This window comes from Veillonella parvula (genome assembly GCF_024461875.1).
In the GTDB taxonomy this organism is placed as follows: domain Bacteria; phylum Bacillota; class Negativicutes; order Veillonellales; family Veillonellaceae; genus Veillonella; species Veillonella parvula_I.
This window is the reverse complement of the sequence record NZ_JANGAL010000002.1, coordinates 99,835-125,972: the sequence shown is the minus strand read 5'-3', so window position 1 is coordinate 125,972 and position 26,138 is coordinate 99,835. Positions and strand designations below refer to the sequence as shown.

At 38.0% G+C, this 26,138-nt stretch carries 24 protein-coding genes and 1 pseudogene; 18 read left to right on the top strand and 7 right to left on the bottom strand.

The genetic code is table 11. The annotated features are described in order from the left end of the window. The first annotated feature begins 59 nt into the window (after positions 1–59). The 4 genes from NE668_RS04815 (at position 60) to NE668_RS04800 (ending at position 3,154) form a co-directional block, all read left to right on the top strand. Positions 60–1,082 (top strand): methionine ABC transporter ATP-binding protein, encoded by a 1,023-nt coding sequence (locus NE668_RS04815; protein WP_227037701.1) that lies wholly within the window; start codon positions 60–62, stop codon positions 1,080–1,082. Beyond that, positions 1,082–1,753 (top strand): methionine ABC transporter permease, encoded by a 672-nt coding sequence (locus NE668_RS04810; protein ID WP_227037704.1) that lies wholly within the window; start codon positions 1,082–1,084, stop codon positions 1,751–1,753. Before NE668_RS04815 ends, NE668_RS04810 begins: the two co-directional genes overlap by 1 nt. A 54-nt stretch (positions 1,754–1,807) precedes the next feature. Continuing rightward, positions 1,808–2,632, top strand: a complete 825-nt coding sequence (locus tag NE668_RS04805) for a MetQ/NlpA family ABC transporter substrate-binding protein (RefSeq protein WP_227037712.1) — start codon at positions 1,808–1,810, stop codon at positions 2,630–2,632. Positions 2,633–2,944: 312 nt separating this feature from the next. Next, a complete protein-coding gene (locus NE668_RS04800; RefSeq protein WP_012863840.1) occupies positions 2,945–3,154 on the top strand; it encodes a hypothetical protein in 210 nt (69 codons plus the stop codon). A 59-nt stretch (positions 3,155–3,213) separates the two neighbouring features. On the opposite strand, the pseudogene NE668_RS04795 reads toward NE668_RS04800, so the two are convergent. After that, positions 3,214–3,435, bottom strand: a pseudogene (locus NE668_RS04795) (hypothetical protein); the annotation flags it as partial. Between the two features lie 208 nt (positions 3,436–3,643). Between NE668_RS04795 and NE668_RS04790 the strand changes: the two are divergent. The 7 genes from NE668_RS04790 to NE668_RS04760 all read left to right on the top strand — a co-directional run bounded on the left by NE668_RS04790 (position 3,644) and on the right by NE668_RS04760 (position 11,472). Beyond that, positions 3,644–5,110, top strand: coding sequence for a DASS family sodium-coupled anion symporter (locus tag NE668_RS04790; protein WP_105086923.1), 1,467 nt, complete (start codon positions 3,644–3,646; stop codon positions 5,108–5,110). A gap of 332 nt (positions 5,111–5,442) precedes the next feature. Next, the gene (locus NE668_RS04785) at positions 5,443–5,847 is read left to right on the top strand and encodes a PACE efflux transporter (RefSeq protein WP_227037715.1); all 405 of its coding nucleotides are present in this window, start codon (positions 5,443–5,445) and stop codon (positions 5,845–5,847) included. Positions 5,848–5,905: 58 nt separating this feature from the next. After that, positions 5,906–6,409: an ECF transporter S component gene (locus NE668_RS04780; protein WP_227037718.1), complete on the top strand. Its 504-nt coding sequence runs from the start codon at positions 5,906–5,908 to the stop codon at positions 6,407–6,409. Positions 6,410–6,561: 152 nt separating this feature from the next. Beyond that, a complete protein-coding gene (locus NE668_RS04775; RefSeq protein WP_227037719.1) occupies positions 6,562–7,695 on the top strand; it encodes a trans-sulfuration enzyme family protein in 1,134 nt (377 codons plus the stop codon). Between the two features lie 10 nt (positions 7,696–7,705). Continuing rightward, positions 7,706–8,890, top strand: coding sequence for a MalY/PatB family protein (locus NE668_RS04770; protein ID WP_227037721.1), 1,185 nt, complete (start codon positions 7,706–7,708; stop codon positions 8,888–8,890). A 61-nt stretch (positions 8,891–8,951) separates the two neighbouring features. Beyond that, the gene (gene metA, locus NE668_RS04765; RefSeq protein ID WP_004697897.1) at positions 8,952–9,911 is read left to right on the top strand and encodes a homoserine O-acetyltransferase MetA; all 960 of its coding nucleotides are present in this window, start codon (positions 8,952–8,954) and stop codon (positions 9,909–9,911) included. A gap of 289 nt (positions 9,912–10,200) precedes the next feature. Then, positions 10,201–11,472, top strand: a complete 1,272-nt coding sequence (locus NE668_RS04760) for an O-acetylhomoserine aminocarboxypropyltransferase/cysteine synthase family protein (protein WP_227037723.1) — start codon at positions 10,201–10,203, stop codon at positions 11,470–11,472. 481 nt (positions 11,473–11,953) lie between these two features. On the opposite strand, the gene NE668_RS04755 is transcribed toward NE668_RS04760, so the two are convergent. Next, positions 11,954–12,541: a PepSY domain-containing protein gene (locus NE668_RS04755; RefSeq protein ID WP_004693923.1), complete on the bottom strand. Its 588-nt coding sequence runs from the start codon at positions 12,539–12,541 to the stop codon at positions 11,954–11,956. Between the two features lie 394 nt (positions 12,542–12,935). On the opposite strand from NE668_RS04755, the gene NE668_RS04750 reads away from it, so the two are divergent. Continuing rightward, complete coding sequence (locus NE668_RS04750) at positions 12,936–13,502, top strand: biotin transporter BioY (protein ID WP_004693921.1); 567 nt, start codon at positions 12,936–12,938, stop codon at positions 13,500–13,502. A gap of 178 nt (positions 13,503–13,680) precedes the next feature. Here NE668_RS04750 and NE668_RS04745 read toward each other — a convergent pair whose 3' ends face one another. The 4 genes from NE668_RS04745 to NE668_RS04730 all read right to left on the bottom strand — a co-directional run bounded on the left by NE668_RS04745 (position 13,681) and on the right by NE668_RS04730 (position 18,778). Then, a complete protein-coding gene (locus tag NE668_RS04745; RefSeq protein ID WP_004697866.1) occupies positions 13,681–14,445 on the bottom strand; it encodes a TIGR03943 family putative permease subunit in 765 nt (254 codons plus the stop codon). Between the two features lie 58 nt (positions 14,446–14,503). Beyond that, entirely contained in the window at positions 14,504–16,039 is a 1,536-nt protein-coding gene (locus tag NE668_RS04740) for a permease (protein ID WP_227037725.1), read from the bottom strand. Next, a complete protein-coding gene (locus NE668_RS04735; RefSeq protein ID WP_227037727.1) occupies positions 16,036–16,905 on the bottom strand; it encodes a CobW family GTP-binding protein in 870 nt (289 codons plus the stop codon). The genes NE668_RS04740 and NE668_RS04735 overlap by 4 nt, the downstream gene beginning before the upstream one ends. A 424-nt stretch (positions 16,906–17,329) precedes the next feature. After that, entirely contained in the window at positions 17,330–18,778 is a 1,449-nt protein-coding gene (locus NE668_RS04730) for an aminoacyl-histidine dipeptidase (RefSeq protein WP_227037890.1), read from the bottom strand. A 301-nt stretch (positions 18,779–19,079) separates the two neighbouring features. Between NE668_RS04730 and NE668_RS04725 the strand changes: the two genes are divergently transcribed. From NE668_RS04725 to NE668_RS04715, 3 genes are all read left to right on the top strand, one after another. Then, positions 19,080–20,531 carry a nicotinate phosphoribosyltransferase gene (locus NE668_RS04725; protein ID WP_227037729.1) on the top strand — a complete coding sequence of 484 codons (1,452 nt, stop codon included), beginning with the start codon at positions 19,080–19,082 and terminating at the stop codon, positions 20,529–20,531. Positions 20,532–20,539: 8 nt separating this feature from the next. After that, a complete protein-coding gene (nadE, locus tag NE668_RS04720) occupies positions 20,540–21,307 on the top strand; it encodes an NAD(+) synthase (protein WP_227037730.1) in 768 nt (255 codons plus the stop codon). Between the two features lie 186 nt (positions 21,308–21,493). Then, positions 21,494–22,471, top strand: coding sequence for an asparaginase (locus NE668_RS04715; RefSeq protein WP_195394469.1), 978 nt, complete (start codon positions 21,494–21,496; stop codon positions 22,469–22,471). Positions 22,472–22,737: 266 nt separating this feature from the next. Here NE668_RS04715 and NE668_RS04710 read toward each other — a convergent pair whose 3' ends face one another. After that, on the bottom strand, positions 22,738–23,514 hold the full coding sequence (locus tag NE668_RS04710) for an adenosylcobinamide amidohydrolase (protein WP_021147708.1): 777 nt from the start codon (positions 23,512–23,514) through the stop codon (positions 22,738–22,740). Positions 23,515–23,689: 175 nt separating this feature from the next. On the opposite strand from NE668_RS04710, the gene NE668_RS04705 reads away from it, so the two are divergent. From NE668_RS04705 to yfbR, 3 genes are read left to right on the top strand one after another with little or no spacing between them, the layout of a single operon-like run. Continuing rightward, a complete protein-coding gene (locus NE668_RS04705; RefSeq protein ID WP_021147709.1) occupies positions 23,690–24,619 on the top strand; it encodes a mechanosensitive ion channel family protein in 930 nt (309 codons plus the stop codon). A 25-nt stretch (positions 24,620–24,644) separates the two neighbouring features. Then, positions 24,645–25,502: a D-alanyl-D-alanine carboxypeptidase family protein gene (locus NE668_RS04700; RefSeq protein WP_042986344.1), complete on the top strand. Its 858-nt coding sequence runs from the start codon at positions 24,645–24,647 to the stop codon at positions 25,500–25,502. 25 nt (positions 25,503–25,527) lie between these two features. After that, on the top strand, positions 25,528–26,118 hold the full coding sequence (yfbR, locus tag NE668_RS04695; RefSeq protein WP_155086349.1) for a 5'-deoxynucleotidase: 591 nt from the start codon (positions 25,528–25,530) through the stop codon (positions 26,116–26,118). Positions 26,119–26,138 lie beyond the last annotated feature (20 nt).

Here is a 26,138-nt window from a genome sequence, read left to right as displayed (position 1 = left end):
AAAGATATGCTTTAAACAAAAATTAATTCCTACTTAATTATTGGGGAAGAGGCGGTACAGTGATTGCTATACGAAATGTAACGAAAGAGTTTGACGTTAATAAGCAAAAGGTTACTGCATTATCCGATGTAAACTTTACCATAGAAAAAGGCGACATATTTGGCATAATTGGCTTCAGTGGAGCTGGTAAATCTACACTGTTACGCATGATTAACGCTTTAGAGGTACCTACCTCTGGTCATGTTGAAATAGATGGTGTGAATATCAATGGCTTAAGTTTCAACGAGCTCAGAAAGGTGCGTAAGCGCATCGGCATGGTGTTTCAACAATTCAATTTGTTGAATGCTAAGTCTGTATATGATAATGTGGCGATTCCTTTGATTCTAAATAAGGTCCCTAAATCAGAGATTGATAACAAGGTTAAAACATTGTTAGACTTTGTTGATTTAGGGGATAAAGCAAATGCCTATCCAGGCGAATTATCTGGTGGTCAAAAGCAACGTGTTGGTATTGCCCGTGCGTTGGCTACAGATCCTTCAATTCTTCTTTGTGATGAAGCAACAAGTGCTCTTGATCCAGATACGACAGAGTCTATTCTTCAATTATTAGAGCGCGTCAATCGGGAACTAGGGGTAACGGTGGTTATCGTCACTCATGAGATTGATGTAATTCAAAAAATTTGTAATCGCGTTGTGGTTATGGAGCATGGCAAGCTCATAGAGAGTGGCTCTGTACTTGAGGTGTTTAGTAAACCTAAACATGAAACAACGAAGCGATTTGTTAGGACCGTTATTCCTGATGAAATTCCATCAACAGTGAAACATACATTGGCTTGTGATAAAAGGCCATATACGATTCTTAAGATGCATTTCTTAGGGAATAATACGACCGATAATGTTTTATATCATATTAATAAAACCTTTGATTTGGAAACGAGTGTATTATTTGCTACCGTAACAGAGCTAGAGCATACAGTACTTGGTATTTTTATTGTTCAGTTTATTGGCGACGATATTGAAGTAGGCAAGGTGAAAGAGTATCTTGTAGCACAAGGCATTGAATGGCAGGAGGTGACACTATAATGGACTTCTTCATGCAAGAACTTGGTGTTCCAGGTTCGCAGTTATTACTAGCTGCAGAACAAACATTATACATGGTGTTCCTATCTCTATTCATTGGCACCGTACTAGGGCTGATTATCGCAGTTACACTAGTGGTAACAAATCCTAATGGTATTGTTAAAAATAGCATTGTTTACACCATTACAAATACAATTGTTAATATTGTGCGTTCCGTCCCATTTATCATCTTGATGGTGTTTATCTTACCGTTGACTAAGATGATTGTTGGTACTCGGGTTGGTACAACGGCGGCTATCGTACCGCTTGTTATATTCATTGCGCCGTATCTGGCTCGACTCTTTGAAAACTCTATTTTAGAGGTTAATAAAGGCATTATCGAGGCTGCGCAATCGATGGGGGCTTCTCATTTTGAAGTGATTTGGCATTTCCTTTTACCAGAGGCAAAGGGCTCACTTATTCTATCTATTACGACCGGTACCATAGGTCTGATCGGTGCTACTGCTATGGCTGGTGCTATTGGTGCAGGTGGTGTAGGCGATTTGGCTCTCACCTATGGTTATGAGCGGTTGAACTTCCCATTGATGTTATTTACCGTTTTTATTTTAATTATTTTTGTTCAAATTATTCAAACAATAGGTAACTACTTTGCACGTCGTGCACGTCGTTCCTAATTTGATGAAATAGATTTTGGTTATATTGATTGTGAAAGTATAGGAGAATGTACTATGAAATTTAAAAAACTTCTTGCCCTTGGCGCGGCATTAGTATTTAGCGTAGCTTTTATCGCAGGCTGCGGTTCCAATAATAGCGATAATGGTGCTAAAAAGGAATTATCCTATAGTAAGTCTCAAGGCCCTTACTCTGAACTATTTGAAAAAGGTGTAAAACCAATTTTGGAAAAACAAGGCTATACCTTTAAAGGTGTAGATATGTCTGATTTGGTACAAGCGGACCAAGTGTTGAGCGATGGTGAAGTAGATTTCAACGTTGAACAACATACAGCATACATGAAAAACTTCAACGAAAAACAAAATGGTCATCTTGTAGCGTTGACTCCAATTCCAACGGTGCCAGCAGGTATCTTTAGCGGTTCTAAAACCTCTTTAGACCAAGTGGCAGATGGTGATACTATTGCAGTACCAAATGATGCATCTAACATGGCTCGTGCCTATGCATTGTTGCAAAAAATCGGTTGGATTAAACTTGATCCTAACAAAGATTTAGCAACAGTAACACAAGCTGATATCATTGAAAATCCTAAACATCTTAAATTTACTGAAATGAAATCTCTTACAATTCCTTCTGTACGTACTGATTTCGACTATATTGTTATTACCGGTGCTATCATTTATAATGCAAAAATTGATCCAAAATCAGCGTTGGCTAACGAAGATGTATTGCCACAATGGTTGTTACAAGTAGTAGTTAACGAGAAAAATAAAGATGCACAATGGGCAAAAGACATTGTAGCAGCTTACCAATCTCAAGAATTCAAAGACTACATGGAGAAAAATAATAACGGCCTATGGTTCGTACCAAAAGGTGAATAAATAAGAGAACCACCGATAAGTTGCAGCTTATCGGTGGTTCTTTTTTCCTATAATTCTATTGTATGGTAATACAAAAAATAAACCAATTAACAGTCAATAACGTCCAATCAAGCGGACAAATGAGTGTTAATCAGTTTATGATTAACAATAGTATACTAAACGAAAAAGATTTAGACAAGCTTCAAAAACAATATAATTATCAGTACTATCAAGCTGCGTGTCATGGGTCGTCACATGATTTTGATTTGTTTGATTTAGGTGCTATTAGGTTAACTACGGAACAAGGTTTGAATAAAATAAGGGTTTCACCTAATGATTTTAATTTATATGAAATTATATATTATAATAAAAAGCAGAATTACTGCTGCTGCTGTACATAAAGGTACAGGTAGTCAGACCAGTAATTCTGCTTCTATGGTTACTATATATGAAATGACGAAAGATATCAATGATGGATATGGAACCCTTCACATTGATGTTAATGGCAATCCTGAATTTTATATACTTATTCCTGCCACATAGTTTTCGTATAGTTCTTTATAGTGACCACCGCGTTTGATGAGTTCGTGGTGTGTTCCTTGTTCTGTGATAGTGCCGGTAAAAATCCAAGTATCTTGCAGTACCATGCCTACCGTGTTGTGTAAGCTTTCACGAGATACGTCGCGAATATCTACGCCATCGTTGATGATTGTGGCCGTTAAGGTTGGTATATATAATATGCCTGCCACGGTGAGTAACGAAAGAATTGATACGATAATGACTGGAAACCATAAAGATTTTATATAGCGTATAAAAGGTTTCATTTAAATCCTTTCAGTAATTTTAGTTAAATTAATAATTTTCGATATTTATATTGTATTGTATAAAACCAAAAATATCTAGTAAAAACTATTACTAAAAGTTTAGTATTAATCAATAAGTATTATGACGAATATTATATTCTCACTAAAAAAATTCTGCTATACTGTATTAGCAATTTTGCAGTTTTATTTTTAGTAAGGAGTGTTCTTAATGAAGTTGAATTGGAAATTATTTGCACCGCTTGTAGTAGCTATTCTTGTATGGCTCATCGGTGCTCCTGAAGGTCTTAGCGCAAATTCTTGGATTTATGTAAGTATTTTTGCAGGCCTTGTGGTGGGGTTGATTTTAGAACCAATGCCACCAGCTTTCATCGGTATCATTGCTGTTACCGTATCTATGTTATTTAAGGTTGGTCCAGCACCTATTATAGACAAAGCAACTGGTGTAGCAAAGGCTATTACGGATGCCCAAGCTATCAGCTGGGGACTTAGCGGTTTCTCTAATGCTATCGTGTGGTTGATATTCGCAGCATTTATGATCGGTATCGGTTATGAAAATTCTGGTCTTGGTCGACGTATTGCATTGTTCCTCGTAGCCAAGCTTGGAAAGTCCTCTTTAGGCCTTGGGTATGCTATTGCTATTACTGACCTTGTGTTGGCTCCATTTATTCCAAGTAATGCGGCTCGTTCTGGTGGTACGATTTATCCAATTGTATCTAGTATTTGTCCGATGTTCGATTCTTACCCCGATAAGAATCCTCGTAAAATTGGTTCCTATTTGAACTGGGTAGCATTGGCAACAACTTGTGTATCTAGCTCTATTTTCTTGACTGGTGCGGCGCCAAATCCATTGGCTCTTGAATTGTCTGCAAAGTCGGGTATCGTAGCTGCCAACTGGGGCACATGGTTCCTAGCATTCTTGCCAGTGGGTATTATACTATTTATCATCACACCATTATTGACCTATGTATTCTGTAAACCGGAGGTAAAAGGGTCCCCTGAAATTGCAGCATGGGCAAGGGATGAATATAAGAAATTAGGTTCCATGACACGCAGTGAAATTTTCATGGCCTTGATTTCCGTGTTGGCTCTTGTGTTGTGGATTGGTGCTTCTACATTCAAAGTAAACCCTACAACAACAGCTTTGATTGTTATTATCTTGATGATTTTCACTAAGATTATGACATGGCAAGACTTCCTTGCTAACAAACCAGCATGGAATGTTTTGACTTGGTTTGCTACACTCGTACCTATGGCTTCTGGCCTTAAAAATGTAGGTTTCTTAGACTGGCTTGCTAAATCTGCTGGTGATTCTTTGGTTTCTTTAGATCCTACAATGGCAGTTCTTGGCTTGTTATTAGCATTTTGCTTACTTCGTTACTTCTTTGCTTCTGGCACTGCTTATGTAACAGCTATGGTAGGCTTGTTTGCTACTCTAATTCTTCAAATTCCTGGTGTTGATCCAGCTCAAGTTATGTTAATTCTTTTAGTACCAATGGGTATTATGGGTATCCTTACACCATATGGTACTGGTCACAGTCCAATCTGGTTTGCTAGTGGCTATAACAAAGGGCCTGAATTCTGGAAATTAGGCGCTATCTTTGGGATTATCTACCTTGCGATATTTATCGTGGTGGGGATTCCATGGATTCAGTTCGTAATGCCACTTTTAGGATAGGCTTTCCGCCGCCATATGTCTCTCTGCGCTCCATTCGCTGCAAGTCGCTGGACAGACATATGGCGGCTTCTTCTATCTTAAAATGGCAATACTCACTTCAAGTGGGTAAGTTGCTTAGTAGATACAATGCGGCTTCTTTTTATCTTAAAATGGCAATAGTCACTTCGGGAGTAGCAAGTCGAGTTTAAAGAACACTACGAGTAGCTTCCTTTATATCCGAAAATGGCAAAACTCGACAGAACTCGACAAATCTAAGAAAATAAATATAATATAATATTGATATGATAGTAAATATCTTTTTTTGAGTTTTCTGATGGAGGTAGTTTATTATTATGTCTGCTACAGAGCGTGTTGTACAGTCGGTTTTATATGAGCTGGGCTGTGTTTTGATTGGCTGTTTGGTGATGCAGTTTGTTCCGCATGAGGGGCAGCCTTTGGTCTTGATGATTATTTTTTCCTTGTTGGCGATGGTTTGGAATTTTGTGTTTAACTGGATATTTGATAAACTAGTACCAGGTGACCGATTAGCGCGAGGGCCTGTAATCCGCACAATTCATGCAGTGTTGTTTGAAGGTTTGTTTATGCTTGCCACAGTGCCTATTATTATGTACATGATGCATATGAGTTTTTGGATGGCCTTCGCTACAGATATAACGATGACATTAGTCATATTAGGTTATACTTATATTTATAATTGGGTATATGATCGAGCACGTCTATACTTTGTAGAGGCTTAATTTTAAATGTGAGGTAGGTACCTCTTGTAAAATCTATATCGTATAGTAGGAGGTTCTTATGTCTACAAAATCTATTACGGGCACAGGTCTCTTGTTGGCCGTTGCCTTATTGGCGCAAAGCTTGCGCCTTATGTTTCCATTTATTCCAAACCAAGTGAGCATGTTCCTCATCGGTTCCATTACATCTGCTACATTTGTTTTAGCGACGTGGCGCTATGGTTGGAAGAATGGTCTTGTTATCGCTTGGATTGCTCCGGTAGTAGCGCATTTACAAGGTATGTTACCGCTACCGCCGTTCATTTTGATTACGGCTCTTGGCACGACAGCGTATGTATTTGTGGCACATTGGTTACAACATAAGCCAAAGCTTATACTTATTATTGTGGCGGCTTTGGTAAAAGCCGGCGTACTCTTTGGTGGGTATTCCTTGTTCTTCTCCTTATTCCAATTTCCACCAAAGATTGTAAATACCATGTTGTTTGTATCTAGTTGGCCACAATTGGTAACTTCATCATTAGGTATAATTTTGGCATTACTTATTACAAAACGCACTAAATATTAGGTGAACTTAACTTATAGTTATGACAACCCATTCAAAATATATATGACCTTTTAAGGGCACTCAAGACGTATGAGTGCCCATTTTTGTTGACCGTAATCATTGTCTACTCTTATAATTAACATATTGTATACAAATATGAGGAGTTGATTGGAATGAAGTTTAATACAAAATGCGTTCATGGCAGTGGTAAACCGGATGATACCGGCGCGATTTCCCCTGCAATTTATATGTCTAGTACGTTCTCTCATCCAAAGTTGGGTGATACAACAGGTTATCAATATTCGCGCGAGTCTAATCCAACGCGCGACCGTTTGGAGCAACTAATTGCGGACCTTGAAGAGGGGATAGATGCATTGGCGTTTTCCTCCGGTATGGCAGCTGTGGACGCAATATTCCATCTATTCTCTCCTGGAGATCATACCATCTTGGGCGATGATTTATATGGTGGCTCTATCCGTATGTTCACAAATATTTACGAACAAAACGGCATCGAGTTCACTTATGTAGGTACCTCTGATCTTGATGCAGTGAAAGCGGCTTTCAAACCGAATACAAAGGCTGTATATATTGAAACTCCAACAAATCCTATGATGGAAATAACCGATATTCGTGCACTCTGTGCGTTGGCGCATGAACGTAATGCGCTAGTGATCATCGACAATACCTTCTTGAGCCCATATTTCCAAAAGCCATTGACCTTGGGTGCCGATATTGTCGTTCATAGTGGTACAAAATTTATTGGTGGTCATCACGATGTAATCTCTGGTTTTACTATTGTAAAAGACGAAGAAATCGCGGCAAAATTGCGTTTAACGTACAAAACCGTAGGTGCATGTTTATCTGCTATGGATAGCTGGCTCGTCATTCGCGGTGTAAAAACATTGGCTCTACGCATGGAGCAACATCAAAAGAATGCCATTGCTCTTGCTGAATGGCTAAAAGAACAACCAAAAGTAACTAAAGTTTTGTTCCCAGGCCTTCCAGAACATCCTGGTTATGAAATCAATAAGGCCCAAACAACTGGCTTTGGCGGCATGCTATCCTTTGAAGTAGATAGCGAAGAAACAGCTAAACAAGTATTAGAAGGGATTGAGCTTATTCAATTCGCTGAAAGTCTTGGTGGTACAGAATCCTTGTTGACATACCCTGTAACGCAAACACATCCAGACTTAAAACCGGAAGATGCAGAACGCAAAGGCATTACACGTCGTTTATTACGTTTATCTGTAGGCATCGAAGATACAGAAGACTTGATTGCAGACTTGGAACAAGCTTTCAATAAATAAAGGAGTTCCTATGGGACAATATAACTTTGATCAAATTTTAGATAGAACGCACACGAAATCTTTAAAATATGATTTTGCTGTTAAGCGCGGTAAACCAGCTGATGTGTTGCCATTCTGGGTAGCGGATATGGATTTTGAAATTCCCCCTGAATTGAAGCAAATCTTATTAGACCGCGTAAACCATGGCGTATTTGGTTATACCGAGTCTGATGATGAGTATTTCGATGTGTTGAAAAATTGGTTTGCTACACGTTTCAATTGGACTCCAGAACAAAAATGGCTCGTTAAAACGCCAGGTATAGTATTTGCCTTGGCGATGGCGGTTCGAGCTTTCACCAAGGAAGGTGAGGGCGTGCTCATCAACCAACCAGTGTACTACCCATTTAGTATGGTTATTGATGACAACAATCGGCGTCTTATCAATGTGCCACTCATCAAAGACGAAGAGAGATATACTATCGACTTTGAAGGCATTGAGCGAGCAATCATTGAGGAGAATATAACATTATTCCTCTTGTGTAACCCCCATAATCCGGTAGGACGCGTGTGGACTGAGGACGAGCTGAAACGCCTCGGCGATATTTGTATTAAATATAATGTGCTCATTGTGAGCGATGAAATTCATGCGGATTTTGTATGGAAAGGGCATACGCACAAGGTATTTGCGGACCTTGGTGAAAGTTATGCAGAACACTGTGTTGTATGTACAGCGCCTAGTAAGACTTTTAACATTGCAGGCTTACAAGTAAGTAATATTTTCATTCCTAATGATTCCTTACGCCGCCGTTTCATCAAAGAAATCGACCGTGCTGGTTATAGCCAATTGAACACGATGGGGATTGTGGGCTGTGAAGGGGCCTACAAAGTAGGGGCTCCTTGGCTTGATGAATTGAAAGAATATATTCAAGATAATATTCAATTCACCATCGACTATATAGCAAAATATATGCCAAAAATCCATGTGTATCGGCCTGAAGGGACATATCTCATGTGGCTAGATTGTTCTCAATTGCCTCTGAGCCCTAAAGAGCGAGATGAATGGATCGTTAATGATGCCAAGCTATGGCTCGATACGGGTTCTATGTTTGGCATCGATGGGGAGGACTTTGAACGCATTAATGTTGCTTGTCCTCGTAAAATATTAGAAGAAGGGCTCGAATCTTGGCGCCGTGCCTATGAGGCGAGAGGTTTTTAACTAGCTTAGTTAAATTATTTAGATTAGGTTATCAAATTGTTTAGTGTGTAGAGGTGATATTATGCCTATTAAAGTAATAAAAAATTTACCGGCCATTACGAAATTAGCTCAAGAGAATATTTTCGTTATGGATACTGAACGGGCGGAGAATCAACAGATCCGACCTTTGCAAATTTTGCTAGTCAATTTGATGCCTACTAAAGAAGTGACGGAAACGCAAATTTTGCGTGCTCTCAGTAATAGCCCATTGCAAGTTAATTTAACATTGTTGCATACTGCATCTCGTAAGGCTAAAAATACAGATGAACAATATTTAGAAACCTTCTACCGCACCTTTGATGAAGTAAAAGACCAGTTCTTTGATGGTATGATTATTACCGGTGCTCCTGTTGAGCTAATGCCTTTTGAAGAGGTAGACTATTGGTCTGAACTCGTAGAAATCATGAATTGGGGTGAAGAGCACGTTTACTCTACGTTTTATATCTGTTGGGGTGCTCAAGCTGGCTTATATCATCACTTTGGTATTAATAAATCCATTATGGATGAGAAATTATTTGGTGTTTACGAACACGATATTTATAATGATCGACCAGTGCTCATGCGTGGATTTGATGAAAAGTTTTGGATGCCACACTCACGGCATACCACAGTTTCGTTGCAACAAATTAAGGAAAATCGTGACTTGGAACTCTTGGCTGGGTCTGAACCAACAGGAGCCGCTATCGTTCGTAGTTTAGATAATAAACATATCTTTGTATTTGGTCATGCCGAATACGATTGGGATACACTTAACCGTGAGTACGTGCGGGATATCAAAAAAGGTATGGATATTGCGGTTCCTGAAAACTACTTCCCAGATAATGATCCGAAACAACGTCCAATCGTGCGCTGGCGCTCTGTAAGTACACTTTTATTTACAAACTGGTTAAACTACTATGTATACCAAGAAACACCGTACATCATTGAACAAATCCAAAAAATGAAATTTGAACGGGATAAAAATTTAGGCGCTTACATCTAAACGTAAGTACTTATTTCTAATCTATTGTTAGTACTATGTACCCCTAATTACTTCTAACATCTCTCAAGGGAGCTAGTTCTTTGAAAGTAATTAGGGGATTTTATTTCTCATAAATGACTTAGTTCGCTTTAGCGGTTTTGGTAAAAGCTTTTATCCTCCTTTGTCCACCATAGTTTAAAGTTATGGAGAAAAGAATATAAAAAATAGTAGACATAACTTTTAAAGCATAGTAATATACTAGGCATAAAGAACGAACTTAAAATATAGTTAATATAAAGGAGTTATTATAATGAGTAAACAATACAGATTTGAAACATTACAATTACACGCTGGTCATACGGTGGATCCAACAGGTTCTCGTGCAGTACCGATTTATCAAACTACATCTTTCGTATTTAAAGATGCTGAGGAAGCAGCGGGTCGTTTTGCATTGACTAATCCTGGTAGTATTTACTCTCGCCTTGGTAATCCTACTACAGATGTGTTGGATGCTCGTGTTGCACAACTTGAAGGCGGTGCTGCTGGTATTGCAGTAGCATCTGGTTCTGCAGCGGTTACGTACTCTATTTTAAATGTAGCAGATGCTGGTGATAATATTGTTGCTGCATCCACATTGTATGGTGGTACTTATAATTTGTTTACTGCTACATTGCCTCGTTTGGGGATTCAAACTAAATTCGTAAATCCGGATCATTTGGAAGAATTTGAAGCAGCTATCGATGAAAAGACTAAAGCCGTTTATATCGAATCTATTGGTAACCCTGGTATTAATCTTATCGATGTACAAGCCATAGCTGATATTGCACATAAACACAATATCATCTTGATTGTAGACAATACATTTGCATCTCCATACTTATTCCGTCCATTAGAACATGGTGCTGACGTAGTTGTACACTCTGCTACTAAATACCTTGGTGGTCACGGTACAACATTGGCTGGCGTAGTTGTAGAATCTGGTAAATTCGACTATAAAGGTTCTGGTAAATACCCTGGCTTCTCCGAAGGTGACGAACACTACAATGGATTAGTATTTGGTGATTTGCCAATCCCATTCACTGTAAAAATTCGTGCTCAATTACTTCGCGATACTGGTGCATGCATTACACCGCTTGCATCTTGGCAAATCTTGCAAGGTATCGAAACATTGTCTTTGCGCGTAGAACGTCACGTTGAAAATACTCGTAAAGTAGTAGATTTCTTAAGCAAACATCCTAAGGTAGCATGGGTAAGCTATCCAGAATTAGAAGACAGCAAATACAAAGCATTAGCTGATAAATACTTCCCTAAAGGTGTTGGTGCTGTATTCACATTCGGCGTAAAAGGTGGTAAAGAAGCAGGTATTAAACTTGTTGACTCCTTGGAAATCTTCTCCAACCTTGCCAACGTAGCAGATGCTAAATCTCTTGTTATCCATCCTGCATCCACAACACATGCACAACTTAACGAAGAACAACAAAAATCTGCTGGCGTAACACCAGACATGATTCGTTTGTCTATCGGTCTTGAAAATGTAGATGACATCATCGAAGACTTAGCACAAGCTTTAGATAAAGCTTAATCTTTCACACCTTTAGTTTGAAAACTATAGATCAAACTTTCAGAACTTACAAATGACATCCTTAAGCTGAACTTTGCTTAAGAAATAGAACACATAACTATCAAACCTATAAAACTTATACAAAAGACCTCCCGTTGGGAGGTCTTTTTGTAAGTATGTGCTAATTTTATAAGAATAAAAAGTTGTATAGGTGTAATACAACCTTGATAGAATGGATATATAAAAAGACCTTGGATTCAATGATCCAAGGTCTTTAAGGGAGTATAGTGTGTGTAACGTTTGGTCTGTGGTGTGTGAGCACAGACCGTTTTCCTATTGTGTGAGATAGGATTTTAGGGAACCCGTGGTTAGTGTTACGGGCTCTCTGAGAGTGTGTTAGAGAGTGTATCCAAAGGATACAGTGTGTATAGTATGTGTGTTATATGTGTAGTGTGTCATCTAAGTGGGTTAGGATAGGGTTTCACTTGATGAAAGAAAAATCTTAGTATTTTGTGTTTTTAACTTTAGCGCTAATAACTTTACCGGATGTAGCGTCTACTTTTACTTCAGCATTTTTACCGCCGCCAGTTGTCATATCGAATTCATATACAACTCTGCCGTTTTCACGTTCAACAGTCCAATCCATAGTTTGGAAATCAGAACCAACTTTTTCCATAGCTTTTGTTTCAGCTACTTCAGGAATGATGATGTTTTGAACGTTAATTGTTTTAGAAGCTTTGGAGTAACCTTTTACTTCTTTACCAACGATTTGACCAGATGCTTCGTCTACTTTAATTTCTACTTCACGGTTGCCATAATAACCTTCTACTTCATAGTAAGGATTGTGTTTTGCGTCATAGGAAATAGATTTTACAGTAGCGCCAGGGAATTGTTGTTGGAATACTGTAATAGCGCCCATATAATCAACAGAATAGTTAGCTTGTGCGGATGGAACAACGCTACCAACACCATTCCAGTTGCTATGGTTGTTGTAACCATGGTTGCTAGCTGCACCAACTACACCTGCTAATAATACTGTACTAACGCCAAATGCACATAGTACTTTGGATACTTTCTTAACATTTTTCATAAGCAATGCCTCCTGATACCAAATTATAATTTTCGTTTAGTTACGATTTTGTGAAAGTAGATTTTACTCAATCTACTTACGTATAATTTAATCTTGTTATATGAAAATAAGATGAAATTAAATGATTTTTGTATGAAGATGAGTATATCTTTTAGTTATTATGAACTATTGATAATAACTATTAGCTATAGTCAAAATTAAAAAGTACAAAAAACATAGTATATATAATATTAGACTATATAGTAAACTAAAAGTCAATCATTATAGTTGACAATTAAAAATACAAGTGCTTTAATTTAGATAGTTAGTAGTTTGTTTTCGTGTTATCTTGGATTTTTATTCTCCATTGATAGCACAAATTCCTGCTTAGGTCTGTTATGAATGGAGGTATACCATGAGCTCTACTGTATCAAAACAAACTCACATTACCACCCGTCAGTTAACGATGACAGCACTTTTTGTTGCGCTAATCGCCGTTGGTGCTTTCATACGGGTCCCATTACCGAATTGTCCGTTTACATTGCAAATCTTATTTACTACATTAGCGGGCATGGTTTTAGGTAGTCGTTTAGGTGCCGCTAGTGTTGGCATTTATATTATATTAGGTCTTGTTGGGGTTCCTATTTTTACGTCCGGTGGTGGTCCTAGTTATATTTTGCAACCTACCTTTGGTTATTTAATTGGCTTTATGGTTGGTGCGTATGCAGTAGGACGCATTGCAGAGACAATGGATACATTATCGTTTAAACGTTTGCTAGCTGGATCCATATTAAATCTATTTATTGTATATGGTCTTGGCATGGTGTACCTATACTTTATTATGAATCTGTATTTAGGTAAGCCTATTGGTGTCGAAGCTGTTATTATTACATGCTTCCTAATCCCCGTTGGTCCAGATATTTTCTTGTGCGCTGTAGCAGCATCTCTTGGTAAGAGAATTATTAAAGAATTACAGCACTAATAGAACGTTTTTAATTATTATAATTATAATAACAAGAATAAATATAATAACTATTATAAAGCATCAATCTTTTGTAGATTCATATAGACATTGAACTATGAAATATGCGTTATTATTTTATTCAACAGAATCATTCCTATTAAAAACGAGGCGTTAAGCCTCGTTTTTTATGTAATTCTTAAGGGTATACATAGCCTAATATAGGTTCTGCAGATTTGATTTTTGTAATCTCTACATATGGTTGTTTACGACCGTGGAAGTCTCGGGTAGAAACCTTACCTTCAATCGATACCCATTGTTCATTTTGTAAGCTATCACCATCTGTTTTATAGGCTGTCATGCCAATAGGGGCAACGTCAGCAATACAACAAGCCATAGCCATACGAGAAATAGTAAATTCGTTAGGTTTTAATGTATTATCTTCGCGGTTTACATAGCCTGTCATATAAACTGTGTAGTCTTTATATTGATCAACATTAGATCCAACCTTTACAATGGTTTGATAGAAATTATCTGAGTTCAAAACGATTTCTTTTTTGTCCTTGGAAATCCCTGGCTCTTTACTTTCACTGTTAACGGTGACAACCTCTCCAATAGCATCGTTTGTAAAGTCGAAATTGTTAGTATCATCGTTTACGCGAGCGGCACCATGAACGCCTGTTGATGGTACAAGAACGGGAGGAATGATGAGCAACATAATGGGAATAATAATCGGAACGATAGACTTCCAGTTATGCTTGTAGTATTTTGAAGGCGCCCAAATGATCGTCGCTAGACCTCCTAAAATAAGGGCAACGCCACTAATACCTAGTAAAAGTTCATAACGTGGTGCAATATAGTTCAAATAACGACCTGTCACAATGAGGTAAATACAGCAGATACCTAAGGTGAGATACAATAGACCTTTCACGATAGAAAAGCGATCTTTCAGTCCTAATGTCATGAAATCATCTCCTTTTAATTAATTAAGAACTGAGATAATGATTATAAAAATTTGTAAATTAGCTAAGAAAAAATTTGAATACTAATGCTGCTATGTAGGACATAACGGCAATTGTTATACTTAATCGTATGATAAATGAGGCAGGCATATATTGTTTTAATATATATACATTTTTGATATCTAGCATCGGACCCAAGATGAGGAAGCCCATTACGGAGCTAATAGGAAATAAAGTGCTCAAGGATTTACCGATGATAGCATCTGATGTAGAGCAGACTGAGAAGAAGAATGCTAACATCAGCAAAATTGGAATGGCTGTAAATTCTGGCAAGGTTAATCCTGCATTGAGAAGCCAAGGTTTGCCATACACTTGAACTATAGATAGTACAGTTGCCGCCATGGAGAAATAGAATAAGAGTTGAGAAAACTCTTGTTCCATATGGATTAACAATCTTTTTTTATCAATATATTTAGTTTTAGTTGTTTCTAAAACGATTTCTTCGTAGCTAAGACTCTGTGGTGCTCTTGCTTTCAATATAGATGTGGCTGGAGGCCAGAATCGGAACGATAGGGCTACTAACAAGGCAACACCTAATCCTAAAACGATACGCCATACGGAGAGCATAGGATTGTCTGGAAATGCATACCAAGTAGAAAGAATAGTGATAGGGTTTATAATCGGACTAGCGAGCATAAATAAAAGGGCTACCGATAAAGGGATACCTCTGTCTATTAGTGCCTTGAATAAGGGGATGATAGCACAGTCACAAATTGGCAAGGCAAAGCCACTGACCATAGCAGCCCCATAACTTTTCCAAGAATGGTCGCCTAACAGTTTTAGTAGCACTCGTTGTGGTACGAAATAGCGAATAATCGTTGAGCCTACCGTGCCTAGCAATAGGAATGGGATGGCTTCGATGATGAGACCCGTGATTATAGCAAAGCATTGGTGGATGGAATAGGGGATATCATGGCGAAAAGCTGTGACCAACAGTATATAAGTTGTAACACCAATAACTAATAGATTGGGAATGAGTCCCCATGTAGAATTTCGGCACAGCTGCTCCACTTTTTCAGGGGTGGGAGTGGTTACAATTTTAGCCTCTCCGTTGTAGGTGCGCAATAAAGTGTGATGTGTATCGGACTCTGTTATGATACAATCTGCGCTGTATAATTGACTCATTACATCATTACCTAAACCAGGGAGTATGGTTGAAACAAATTGATCGGTACAAATATATAATACCTTTTCTATTTGTACTAGGTGTCTTAACATATCGCTATATAGTAAGGCTTCTAGTTGATGAAAGCTTACCATGCCATTCCACTCAATCCATAGCTCTTTTGGCTGTAGTCGTTTTAAATAATCTGCAATTTTACAGGCTATCAACTCGTAAGACTTGATATCGCTAGGAACGATGGCACTGAGTTCATCCGCATTGAGTTGTAAGGGCTCTTTGATAAGAGGCTCACTGCCTTCTTCGGCGCTGATTATTGCGGTACCGCCTAGCTTTTTTCGGTATTGTAATTGTTTGTTTATGAACGTGCTTTTACCGGATCCAATAAACCCTGTAACGATATAAACAGGAATCATGATTGACACACTTCGTTATGTACCATTGGTACATTAAAATCTGTTCCGATAACGACTAAACTATAGTCATTAGTTTCACTAGGTGAAAGCGAACAATAATGTGTGCCGTACTGAAGTTCGTGTGGGCCTTCTGTAGTAGGTACAATCCCTTTGGCACGAAGCACTGTATCAGGCATGCCTTCTAAAATGGTTTTCCACTGTGTGAGACTAAGAGTACGTAAATCCTTAAAGGTATGACTCATAAATAAATGTTCATCGTGCAAACAGTGATCATCATGACAATGATACAGGCGCTTGATATAATCACGCAAACTGATGGTATCCCATGCTTCTTCATGGATTGGTGTATGTGGCGCGAGGTCGCGAATCATACGTTTCGTAATGCTTGTTTGTTGAATATCTTCTGTATGGCTCAAAAAAATCGCATCACTATGAGTGATTTGATCCTTGAAGAAAAGACCAAAATTTTTGATAAACATTGGTGCTTGCATAGCATCGACAGTCGTTATCGATGCGTGAACGTAAGCAGATTTTGCAATGTCCTCGTCGTTACAAGTATGGATGATTTCACTAAGCTTGCTAACACCTGATGGCTCGATGTAGATCATATCGATTTTGTGATTTTGGAGAATATCAAGTAGTGCCTGTTGGAAATTTCCTTGTAAGCTACAGCAAATACAGCCAGATGTTACTTCACGGACTGAGGCCCCTGTTTTTGCAAGATTAGCAGCATCGAGGCTAGTTTCACCAAAATCGTTTTCTATAATAAGAATTTTATCTTTCGATGTATGTTCTTTTAGTATATGTTGTAAGAATGTTGTTTTTCCAGAACCTAGAAATCCGGATATGATAACTATTGGAATCATATATACCTCCTGCATAATGTAAACACAGTATACACCTATAAGATAACACAGAAAATACTCTATGGGGTATATGGAGACTAGTGAATGAGTCAGAGTTTAACAGCCTTTTTTGAAATTTATAGATTATATACTATATATGAGTATACTGGCACATGTAGTTGATATTCATAATTATTTATAAATAAAACGATGCATTCCATGTTGTTCATATATGAAAGGATACTCCTGTATGAATAAATATTTATTTATATAGTTGAGGAATTTTTATGAAAAAAATCCCTCCTACAAGATAATTCAGTTGGAGAGATGGCTGAATTACTTGTAGGAGGGTTGGAGAGTCACTATTACATGGGTCTCGTAACTTGATGTGTTATTTGCTTATAGTATAGCAAATTATACATCAAAAATATAGTAATTATTTATTTTATTGTAATTTTGCTAATAATGCTTTGAGGTACACATATACATTTTCAACAGAAGGTAAATGAACGCGTTCTGATGGTGTATGAGGACTTACGATAGTAGGCCCAAAGCTAATCATCTGTGTATTTGGCAATACGCCTTTTAATAAACCACATTCGAGGCCTGCGTGAATGGCATTTACATTAGCTGGTGTATCGAACATTTCGTTATGCAGCGAAATCGCTTGTTCTTCCAATTTTGAGCCTTTGTCGTATTCCCATGCTGGATATCCACCTGTACGCTCTGCAGCTACGCCGAGTGCTTTTGCAAGAAGCATCATTTTTTTCGTTAAGAATTCAAGACTATTGCTATTGGAACTACGAATAGAAATGAGTATTTCAATGGTATGTTGATTTTCACGTACGATAGCAATATTATTAGATGTTTCTACAAGGTTTGGAATAGACTTACTTACAGAATGAACCCCATCTTGTGCAAGATAGATATATGTAATAAGTGCTTCTGTTGTGTCTTCTGCATATACTATTTCAGGAGTAGGAACATCTTCAACTACAAATGTAAGGCCTGGATCCTGTACACTATATTCGTGTTGGTATTGTTTTTCTTGGTATGCGAGCAATGTTTTAATGGCTGCCACATCTTCAGAGCGTACGGATAGTACAGCTACTGCTTTAGACGGGATTGCATTATGTTTTACGCCACCTTCAAAAGACGCTAAGCTAATAGGATATTGTTGTTGAATATCATAGAGTACACGGGTTAGCACTTGGTTTGCATTGGCTCGTTGCTCGTTGATTTCGATGCCGGAGTGTCCCCCTTTGAGGCCGGTTACTGTAATGGATAAGCCCGCATCATAGCCTGGTTGATTGTTATCGCGTAACAATGGAATTTTTACATGTACGTGGCAACCGCCAGCACAACTAACGGTGAAGTCATGTTCTACCTCTGTATCCAGGTTGAGTAAGTAGTCACCAGTTACTTGACCTTCTTTAATGGCAAAGGCACCATCCATACCAGTTTCTTCGTTGGTAGTGAATAATAATTGCATAGGTCCATGTTGTTGGCTTTCATCTTCAAGGAGAGCAAGCATCATAGCAGCACCCATGCCATTATCGGCACCTAATGTTGTATGGTCTGCGTGCATCCATTCGCCTTCGATGATATTGGCGATTGGATCTTTAGAGAAGTCGTGGTTAGAGTCATGGTCTTTAACACAAACCATATCAATATGGCCTTGTAAAATGATGGATGGACGGTTTTCATAACCTGGAGATGCAGCTTTTTTGATAACTACATTAAAGATTTCGTCTTGATGAACTTCAAGACCTAAATTTTTAGCAAAGTTCACGATGTAATCGCTGATGCTTTTTTCATTGCCGGACTCACGAGGGATTTGGCTCATTTCTTTAAAAATTTCTAATACGCGTTTTGCTTGAACGATTGTTTCCATAATGGTACCTTTCATTCTCATGTAAAATAGACATGTATGTATTATTGAAAGCTTTTAAAACAATATAAAATAAAATATTATAGCGTAATGGTCGCTTGTTTTACAGTCTAGACTAGGTCCTTTCATACATACGAACTATATAAATTATTATTGTATATATATAGTTATATCACAATAAAGATTATTAGGATAGCTTATGCTAGGTGCTAGCTATATAGGAATAATATTGTATAATGAGGGTATACGAATAACGAATAACAATTAACTAAATTTCTATAGATCTTAGAAGGTTGGTGAACTAATGCAACATGAAAGCCGCAATATTAGCATGCTTATGGATTTTTATGAGATGACTATGGCACATGGCTACTTTACAAAATTAAAAAATGTGGATCGCGTCGCATTTGATGTGTTTTTTAGACGTAATCCAGACAAGGGCGGTTTTGCTATTTTTGGTGGACTTGAACAAATCGTTGAGTACATTTTAAATTTACACTTTGATGAAAGTGATATCTCTTATTTACGGAGTCAGGGTATTTTTAGTGAAGAATTTTTAGAATATCTAGAAGACTTCTCTTTCACCGGTGATGTATATGCCTTCCCAGAAGGTTCTATCATCTATCCTAATGAACCTGTAATTACAATTGTGGCGCCTCTCATAGATGCACAAATCATAGAAACTGCAGTACTTACTATGATGAACCATCAATCTCTTATCGCCACAAAAGCTAATCGCATCGTTCGCGCTGCGGATGGGCGTATTGTGGCTGACTTTGGTGCTCGTCGTGCACATAATGTAGACGCTGCTGTATATGGTGCAAGAGCCGCTTATATTGGCGGTGTTCAGTCCACTGCAACCGTTTTGGCAGGTCAACAATTTGGCATTCCTGTCAGTGGGACTATGGCGCATAGTTGGGTCATGTACTATGGCTCTGAATACGATGCTTTCAAAGCCTATGCCGAAGTGTATCCAAATAATGCAGTATTCCTTGTTGATACCTATGATGTGTTAAACTCTGGCGTGCCCAATGCTATTAAGGTAGCAAAGGATGTATTGGAGCCAATGGGGAAACGCTTAAAAGGAATTCGCCTAGATTCTGGTGACCTTGCGTATTTGGCTAAAAAAGCACGGCGCATACTAGATGATGCAGGTTTAGAGGATTGTAAAATCATGGCATCAAATAGCCTAGACGAGTATACAATTACATCTTTGCTAATACAAGGTGGGCCTATTGATATCTTTGGTGTAGGGGAACGCCTCATTACTTCTAAGAGTGACCCCGTATTTGGTGCGGTATATAAAATTGCTAGCATCGAGAAAGATGGTATGTGGGAACCTCGTATCAAGATTTCTGAAAGTGTAGAGAAAATTACTAATCCAGGTCTTAAAAAGGTATATCGTGTTTATAATGATAAAGGTCGTGCGATTGCAGATCTATTAACATTGTTGAGAGAGGTACCTGATACAGAGGAACCATATCGTTATATCGATCCTGAGCAACCTTGGCGTGAATTATATTTTGAAAATTGTACTTTTAAAGAGATGAAGCAGCTTATTATCAAGGATGGTAAATTAGTTGTGGACTTACCAACACTAGAGGAAATTCGAGCATATGTGCAAGATCAATTAGCTAATGAAATTTGGCCTGAAGAGCAACGCTTTGAAAATCCACATCGTCACTATCTTGATATGAGTCCTAGCTACTATCAATTGAAGATGGATTTATTGAACCGTATTTATCGGAAAAAGTAGGAGGGCCTATGTTAGAAAATCCACAAGCTACAAAGGATGCCCTCATTCAATGGATTCGAGATTATTTTGGTGAAAATGGTCCTAACTGTAGTGCTGTAGTTGGTATTTCAGGTGGTAAGGACTCTACTATCGTGGCAGCTCTTTGCAAAGAAGCTCTCGGTGCAGATCGCGTAGTTGGTGTTCTTATGCCAAATGGAGTGCAATCGGATATTGATGATGCTCAGGCAGTGGTGAATCATTTAGGAATTCCTCACATGACAGTTAACATTGGTGCTGCCTATGAGGCGCTAACTCATGCTATCGTTCAAGCTAAGGGATATGATGTTGTAACGGGGAGAACTGATTTAGCCAAGGATGCAATTATCAATACACCGCCTCGCCTTCGAATGACAACGCTCTATGCAGTAGGGCAAAATTTGCCAAATGGTGCTCGTGTAGCCAATACTTGTAATGGTTCTGAAGACTACGTAGGATATTCTACAAAATACGGAGATAGTGCAGGTGATTTTAGCCCTCTCGCTCAACTCGTGGTAGAAGAGGTTCGTCAAATAGGCAAGCTTCTTGATATTCCATCATATTTAGTTGATAAGGTGCCAAGTGATGGTCTTAGTGGTCAGTCAGATGAGGATAAATTGGGATTTACCTATGCTATACTGGATCGTTATATCAGAACTGGTGAAATTGAAGATCAGCCAACAAAAGAGCGAATAGATCATCTGAATCGAATTAATAAACATAAATTGGAGTTGATGCCATCATTTGACCCAAAGCTTTAATTGATAAGGCAGAAATCTCGATTTATAGAGATGAATCCATGAATCTATAGGGGCGAAGCCATAAAATAAGATAAAATAATTTTTTAGAATATAATAAGACTGCCCATTATTGACCAGCCTTATTGAATCGTACTTAGTTTAAATTTAATAACAATAATTATTTTATAGTTTTATAGTGGAGGTAATATGGATACAAAAATCGCTTTGATTGGTACTGGAGGAACTATTGCAGGAAAAGGTACTTCAAATACTGATTTAACAGGCTATACGGCAGGGGTGTTAGGACTTGACGAAATCTTAGCCTCCGTACCTGGTACAAAACCGTATGGTCCTTATACATATACTCAGTTTAGTAATATTGAAAGCTCCGATATTACGGTAAATCACTGGTTAGAACTTTCTAAGTTGGTGCAAAAATTGGTTAATCGAGATGATATCGGTGGTGTTGTTATTACTCATGGCACAGATAGCATGGAGGAGACGGCATATTTTCTGAATCTGACAGTTCATACAGACAAGCCAATTGTTATTACTGGATCTATGAGACCCGCAGGTGCTATTAGTGCAGATGGGCCAATTAATTTATTGCAAGCTATCCAAGTAGCGAGAACACCATCGTCTGTAGGTAAAGGTGTGATAGTCGTATTAAATGGCTACATTGATGGGGCAAGGGATGTATCTAAATGCAACACTACTAATGTAGCGACTTTTGATAGTCCATTAGTGGGGCATCTTGGTATTGTACAAGATGGTTTTGCCCACTATTATAAAGTGTCTACTCGCCGACATACGCAAGACTCTGTATTTGATGTGAGTAAATTGTCTGAGTTACCTCGTGTAGTTATAATGACCTGCTATGGTGGTATGGATGATATGGTGCCTATGAGTGTAGTTGCTACAAATCCTGACGGTTTGATCTTAACAGGTCTTGGTCATGGTACAATCCCACAAAATGTACGTCAAATTACACAGAATACAAAGTTTCCAACGGTACGTGCTTCTCGTACCGGTAGTGGCATGGTATCTGCAGTGCCACAAGATGCACTGGCAAACTATCTAGTATGTGATACTTTAAGTCCACAAAAAGCGCGTATTTTATTGATGCTAGGGCTTACAAAAACTAAAAATCTTAAAAAGTTACAACAATTTTTCTATGATTATTAAAAGCACATAATATTCATGGAACATAATGATTCTTTGATCCAATAATTAATTCAATAAAAAGTTGAGAAAATATCTCAAAATTTAATTTGATATTCATTTTCAAGAATTATACTGTATTTAACAGTTTTATATGCAATAAACCGCACATTCCGATCGCCTAGGATGTGCGGTTTTCCATTTGTATTATATTTTTCGTATATGATTGGGAGTTGAATGATAATTTTTGGGGTATCATTCTAGATGTTTTTGGATATCACATGATAGGTCTATTCAGCGCCGATAGCATTTTCTAGTGCTCTTTGTACGCCTACATAGACAGCCTTGGCTAAGGTGTCTCCAAATAATGAGAAGGAACCAGCATCTGTTAAGATATCTCCATTTGTATCGATGGTGAGGATGATACCATCTGTAGAGGTACCTGTGGCAGATGTTTTGCGTTCTTTTGTAATTGCATCAGGAATGTCTTCATTAATAAACGGATGGAGGCGTACACTTTCAACATTCCAATCTTGTAGGGCTGCTGTTTTGGCCTCGGTAATCGTCATAATAGCTTTTACCATAGCGCTATCTGTTAAAGCTTTATTTGTAAATACGAGAATATTAATTGTGCCTGGCACTATGAAGTCTCCATCACGCTCTTCGTAACAATAGCCTGTACCTGCGCGATGTGCCGTTTTTTCATAGCCTGCAGTCACGATAGTTTCCACAATAGTATCATGTTCTTCAACTTTGGCATAGGCGTGTAGATGCATTGTGGCAGACGTGAGAAGTGCTGTACTAAAATGAACAGGAGTATCAATATGTTCAAATTCTTGAGCCAAATAATCGGCTACAGAGCCACCGGGTAAATCTTTTTCTGTTTCGATTTGATATGTTAGCTGTTGGTTGCGTACCGCTAGCGTATGGTGATAGCCACCATTTAATTGTCCGCTCGAAAGAGAATAGTGGATATCGTCAAAGTGTACCGTAACGGAGTGTAACTCTCTAGTTACATAGCCTCCAGTAGCGAGCTCTTGGGGTGCTTCGTATAGATTTTTGAACATGTAAGTCTCCCTAGTTTTATGATTGTTATATATGGAATATAACGATATAATATCTTTATTATCGTATTGCAAATGCATATGTAAAATTATAGCATATATATTTACCGTTATTATATTGCTATTATGTTGAGACGTATATTTGTGATTGTATAGATTTATATTATGGATGGTTACTATGGCTAATTTCTTAAGTGCTGTTTCTGAATTTCTTTTTAAAGACGCTAATATATTAATTCAAATTAGGGACTGGTTTTTTGCACAAGCTGGAAATATTTTATTAGCACTAATTTTATTTTGGATAGGGCGATATGCTATTAAATGGGTAAAAGCTTTTGCGGTGCGCATTATGACAAAAGCTTCCTATGACTCAGCAGCGATGAGCTTTATCACTCAAATTATTAATTATGCTTTGCTAGTAGGGTTAGTATTGATTTGCTTAAACCAAATCGGTATTCCTACAACATCCTTTATAGCTGCTTTTGGTGCGTTTGGTTTAGGTATTGGTCTTGCCTTACAGAATAACCTTTCTAACTTAGCATCTGGTTTATTAATTCTTATCTTCAAACCTTTTAGAGCGGGTCACGTTATTCAGGTGGGTGATGTAGTCGGCAGTGTTAAATCAATCCAATTTATGTATACAGTTATTACTACAAAAGATCAAAAGAATGTATACATACCTAACTCTCTTCTTACATCACAAGCTGTAACTAACATTGTTTATACTACAGAACGTGTTATCCCATTTACATTTGACATTGGTTATAATAATGATCATCATGAAGCAATAAAAATCTTAAAAAATATTTTTGCAGCAGATAAACGTGTCCTTAATCCGAAGAATATGGAAATAGGTATCTCTGAATTTGGAGATAATTCTGTACGAATTGCTGCTTATGCTCGTGTTAAGTCGAAGGATTTCCTCGATGTTCAATATAGCATTATGTCTGATGTAAAAGATGCCTTTGATAAATATGGCATCGATATTCCATATCCTCAACGTGTAGTATATATTCAAAATGTGGATACATCGACAGGTGAAATTAAAGGAACAAAGAAGAAAGCAACTGCTACAGATGTAGCAATAGATGATAGTCTTGAAAGTTAAGATACTGGAAGGTAGAACGAGAGTGATGACACTTTTAACGACGAATATTTATATGTTTTATAAGAAATTGGTATTGGCCATAACTTTTATAGGAATCATATTTATAGGTGCTAGTGTTGCTCAAGCTGCATACATTGCCCCCCCTTCTACTGTTGGTGAGGCCGTAGTCCTCATTGATGCAGATACAAAAGAAATTTTATTTGCAAAGAACCCAGATAAGTGGATGCATCCAGCTAGTACTACAAAAATGGTCACCTTGTTAACTGCCTTAGAATTAAAGGGCACACAGCTTGATGAATTAGCTACTATAAGTAGCTATGCAACGAGCATGGAAGAATCAAACCTTGGGGTTCGCGTAGGCGATCAGATTACATTGGAAGGTGTTCTTGAAGGTATGATGGTTGCTAGTGGTAATGATGCGGCTGTTGTAGTAGCCGAAAATGTAAGTGGTTCTGTAGATAAATTTGCTAAGGATATGACTCGCATTGCTGCAAAAGCGGGGGCAAAGAATAGTGTATTCTTGAATCCTCATGGATTAACACAAAAGGGTCACCATTCTACGGCTCGTGATTTAGCGATGATTGCCGCGTACGGTATGAAATACCAAATGTTCCGTGATAAGGTTGCCAATGATTACTATAAGGTGCCGTACCAAAACCGTGCACCAGAAACAATTCGTACTACAAACCACTTCATTCGCAACAAATATCCTGGCGCAAATGGTTTGAAAACAGGTTTTACAAATGCAGCAGGAGAATGTTTGATTGCGTCTGCCACACGTAAGGGCCATACTATGATTGTAGTCATGTTAAACGATGATAACCGTTGGGATGAAGCGGTGCAATTCCTTGATTATGGCTTTAAACTCCGTGGGGTAATTTAAGGACCTATTGTGTAATGGGGGATATATGAGTTCATTTTTTGCATTTTTAAAACGCATGCGCTTTATCAATCGATGGAGCCTCATGCGAAATACGGAAATAGAAAATATTCAAGAACATAGCCTTGAAGTGGCTATGGTAGCCCACAATTTGGGAGCTATAAAAAATGAATACTTCGGTGGAAATGTAGATATTAATAAGGTAGCTGTCATAGCCATGTATCATGAGGTGAGTGAAATCTTTACAGGAGATATGCCGACACCAATCAAGTATTTTGATCCAAAGTTGCGTGAACTGTATGGTGAGGTTGAAACTTTGGCGCAAGAAAAAATGCTATCAACCTTGCCAGACCGGTTACAATCTGTTTATAAGCCTATACTTGTTGATGCAGAGACTAGTCCAGAATGGCCTCTTGTTAAGGCTGCTGATACAATTTCAGCCTATATGAAATGCGTCAAAGAGCTCAAGGCAGGGAATGATGAGTTTAAAGAGGCACATGACTCTATCTTAGCCAAGTTGAAAACTCTAAATATGCCTGAGGTAGATATGTTTCTTGAAATATATATTCCTGCTCTTGGTAAAAGTTTGGATGAGTTGAACTATTACGAAATTAAATAACTACTAAAAGAGACGACTTC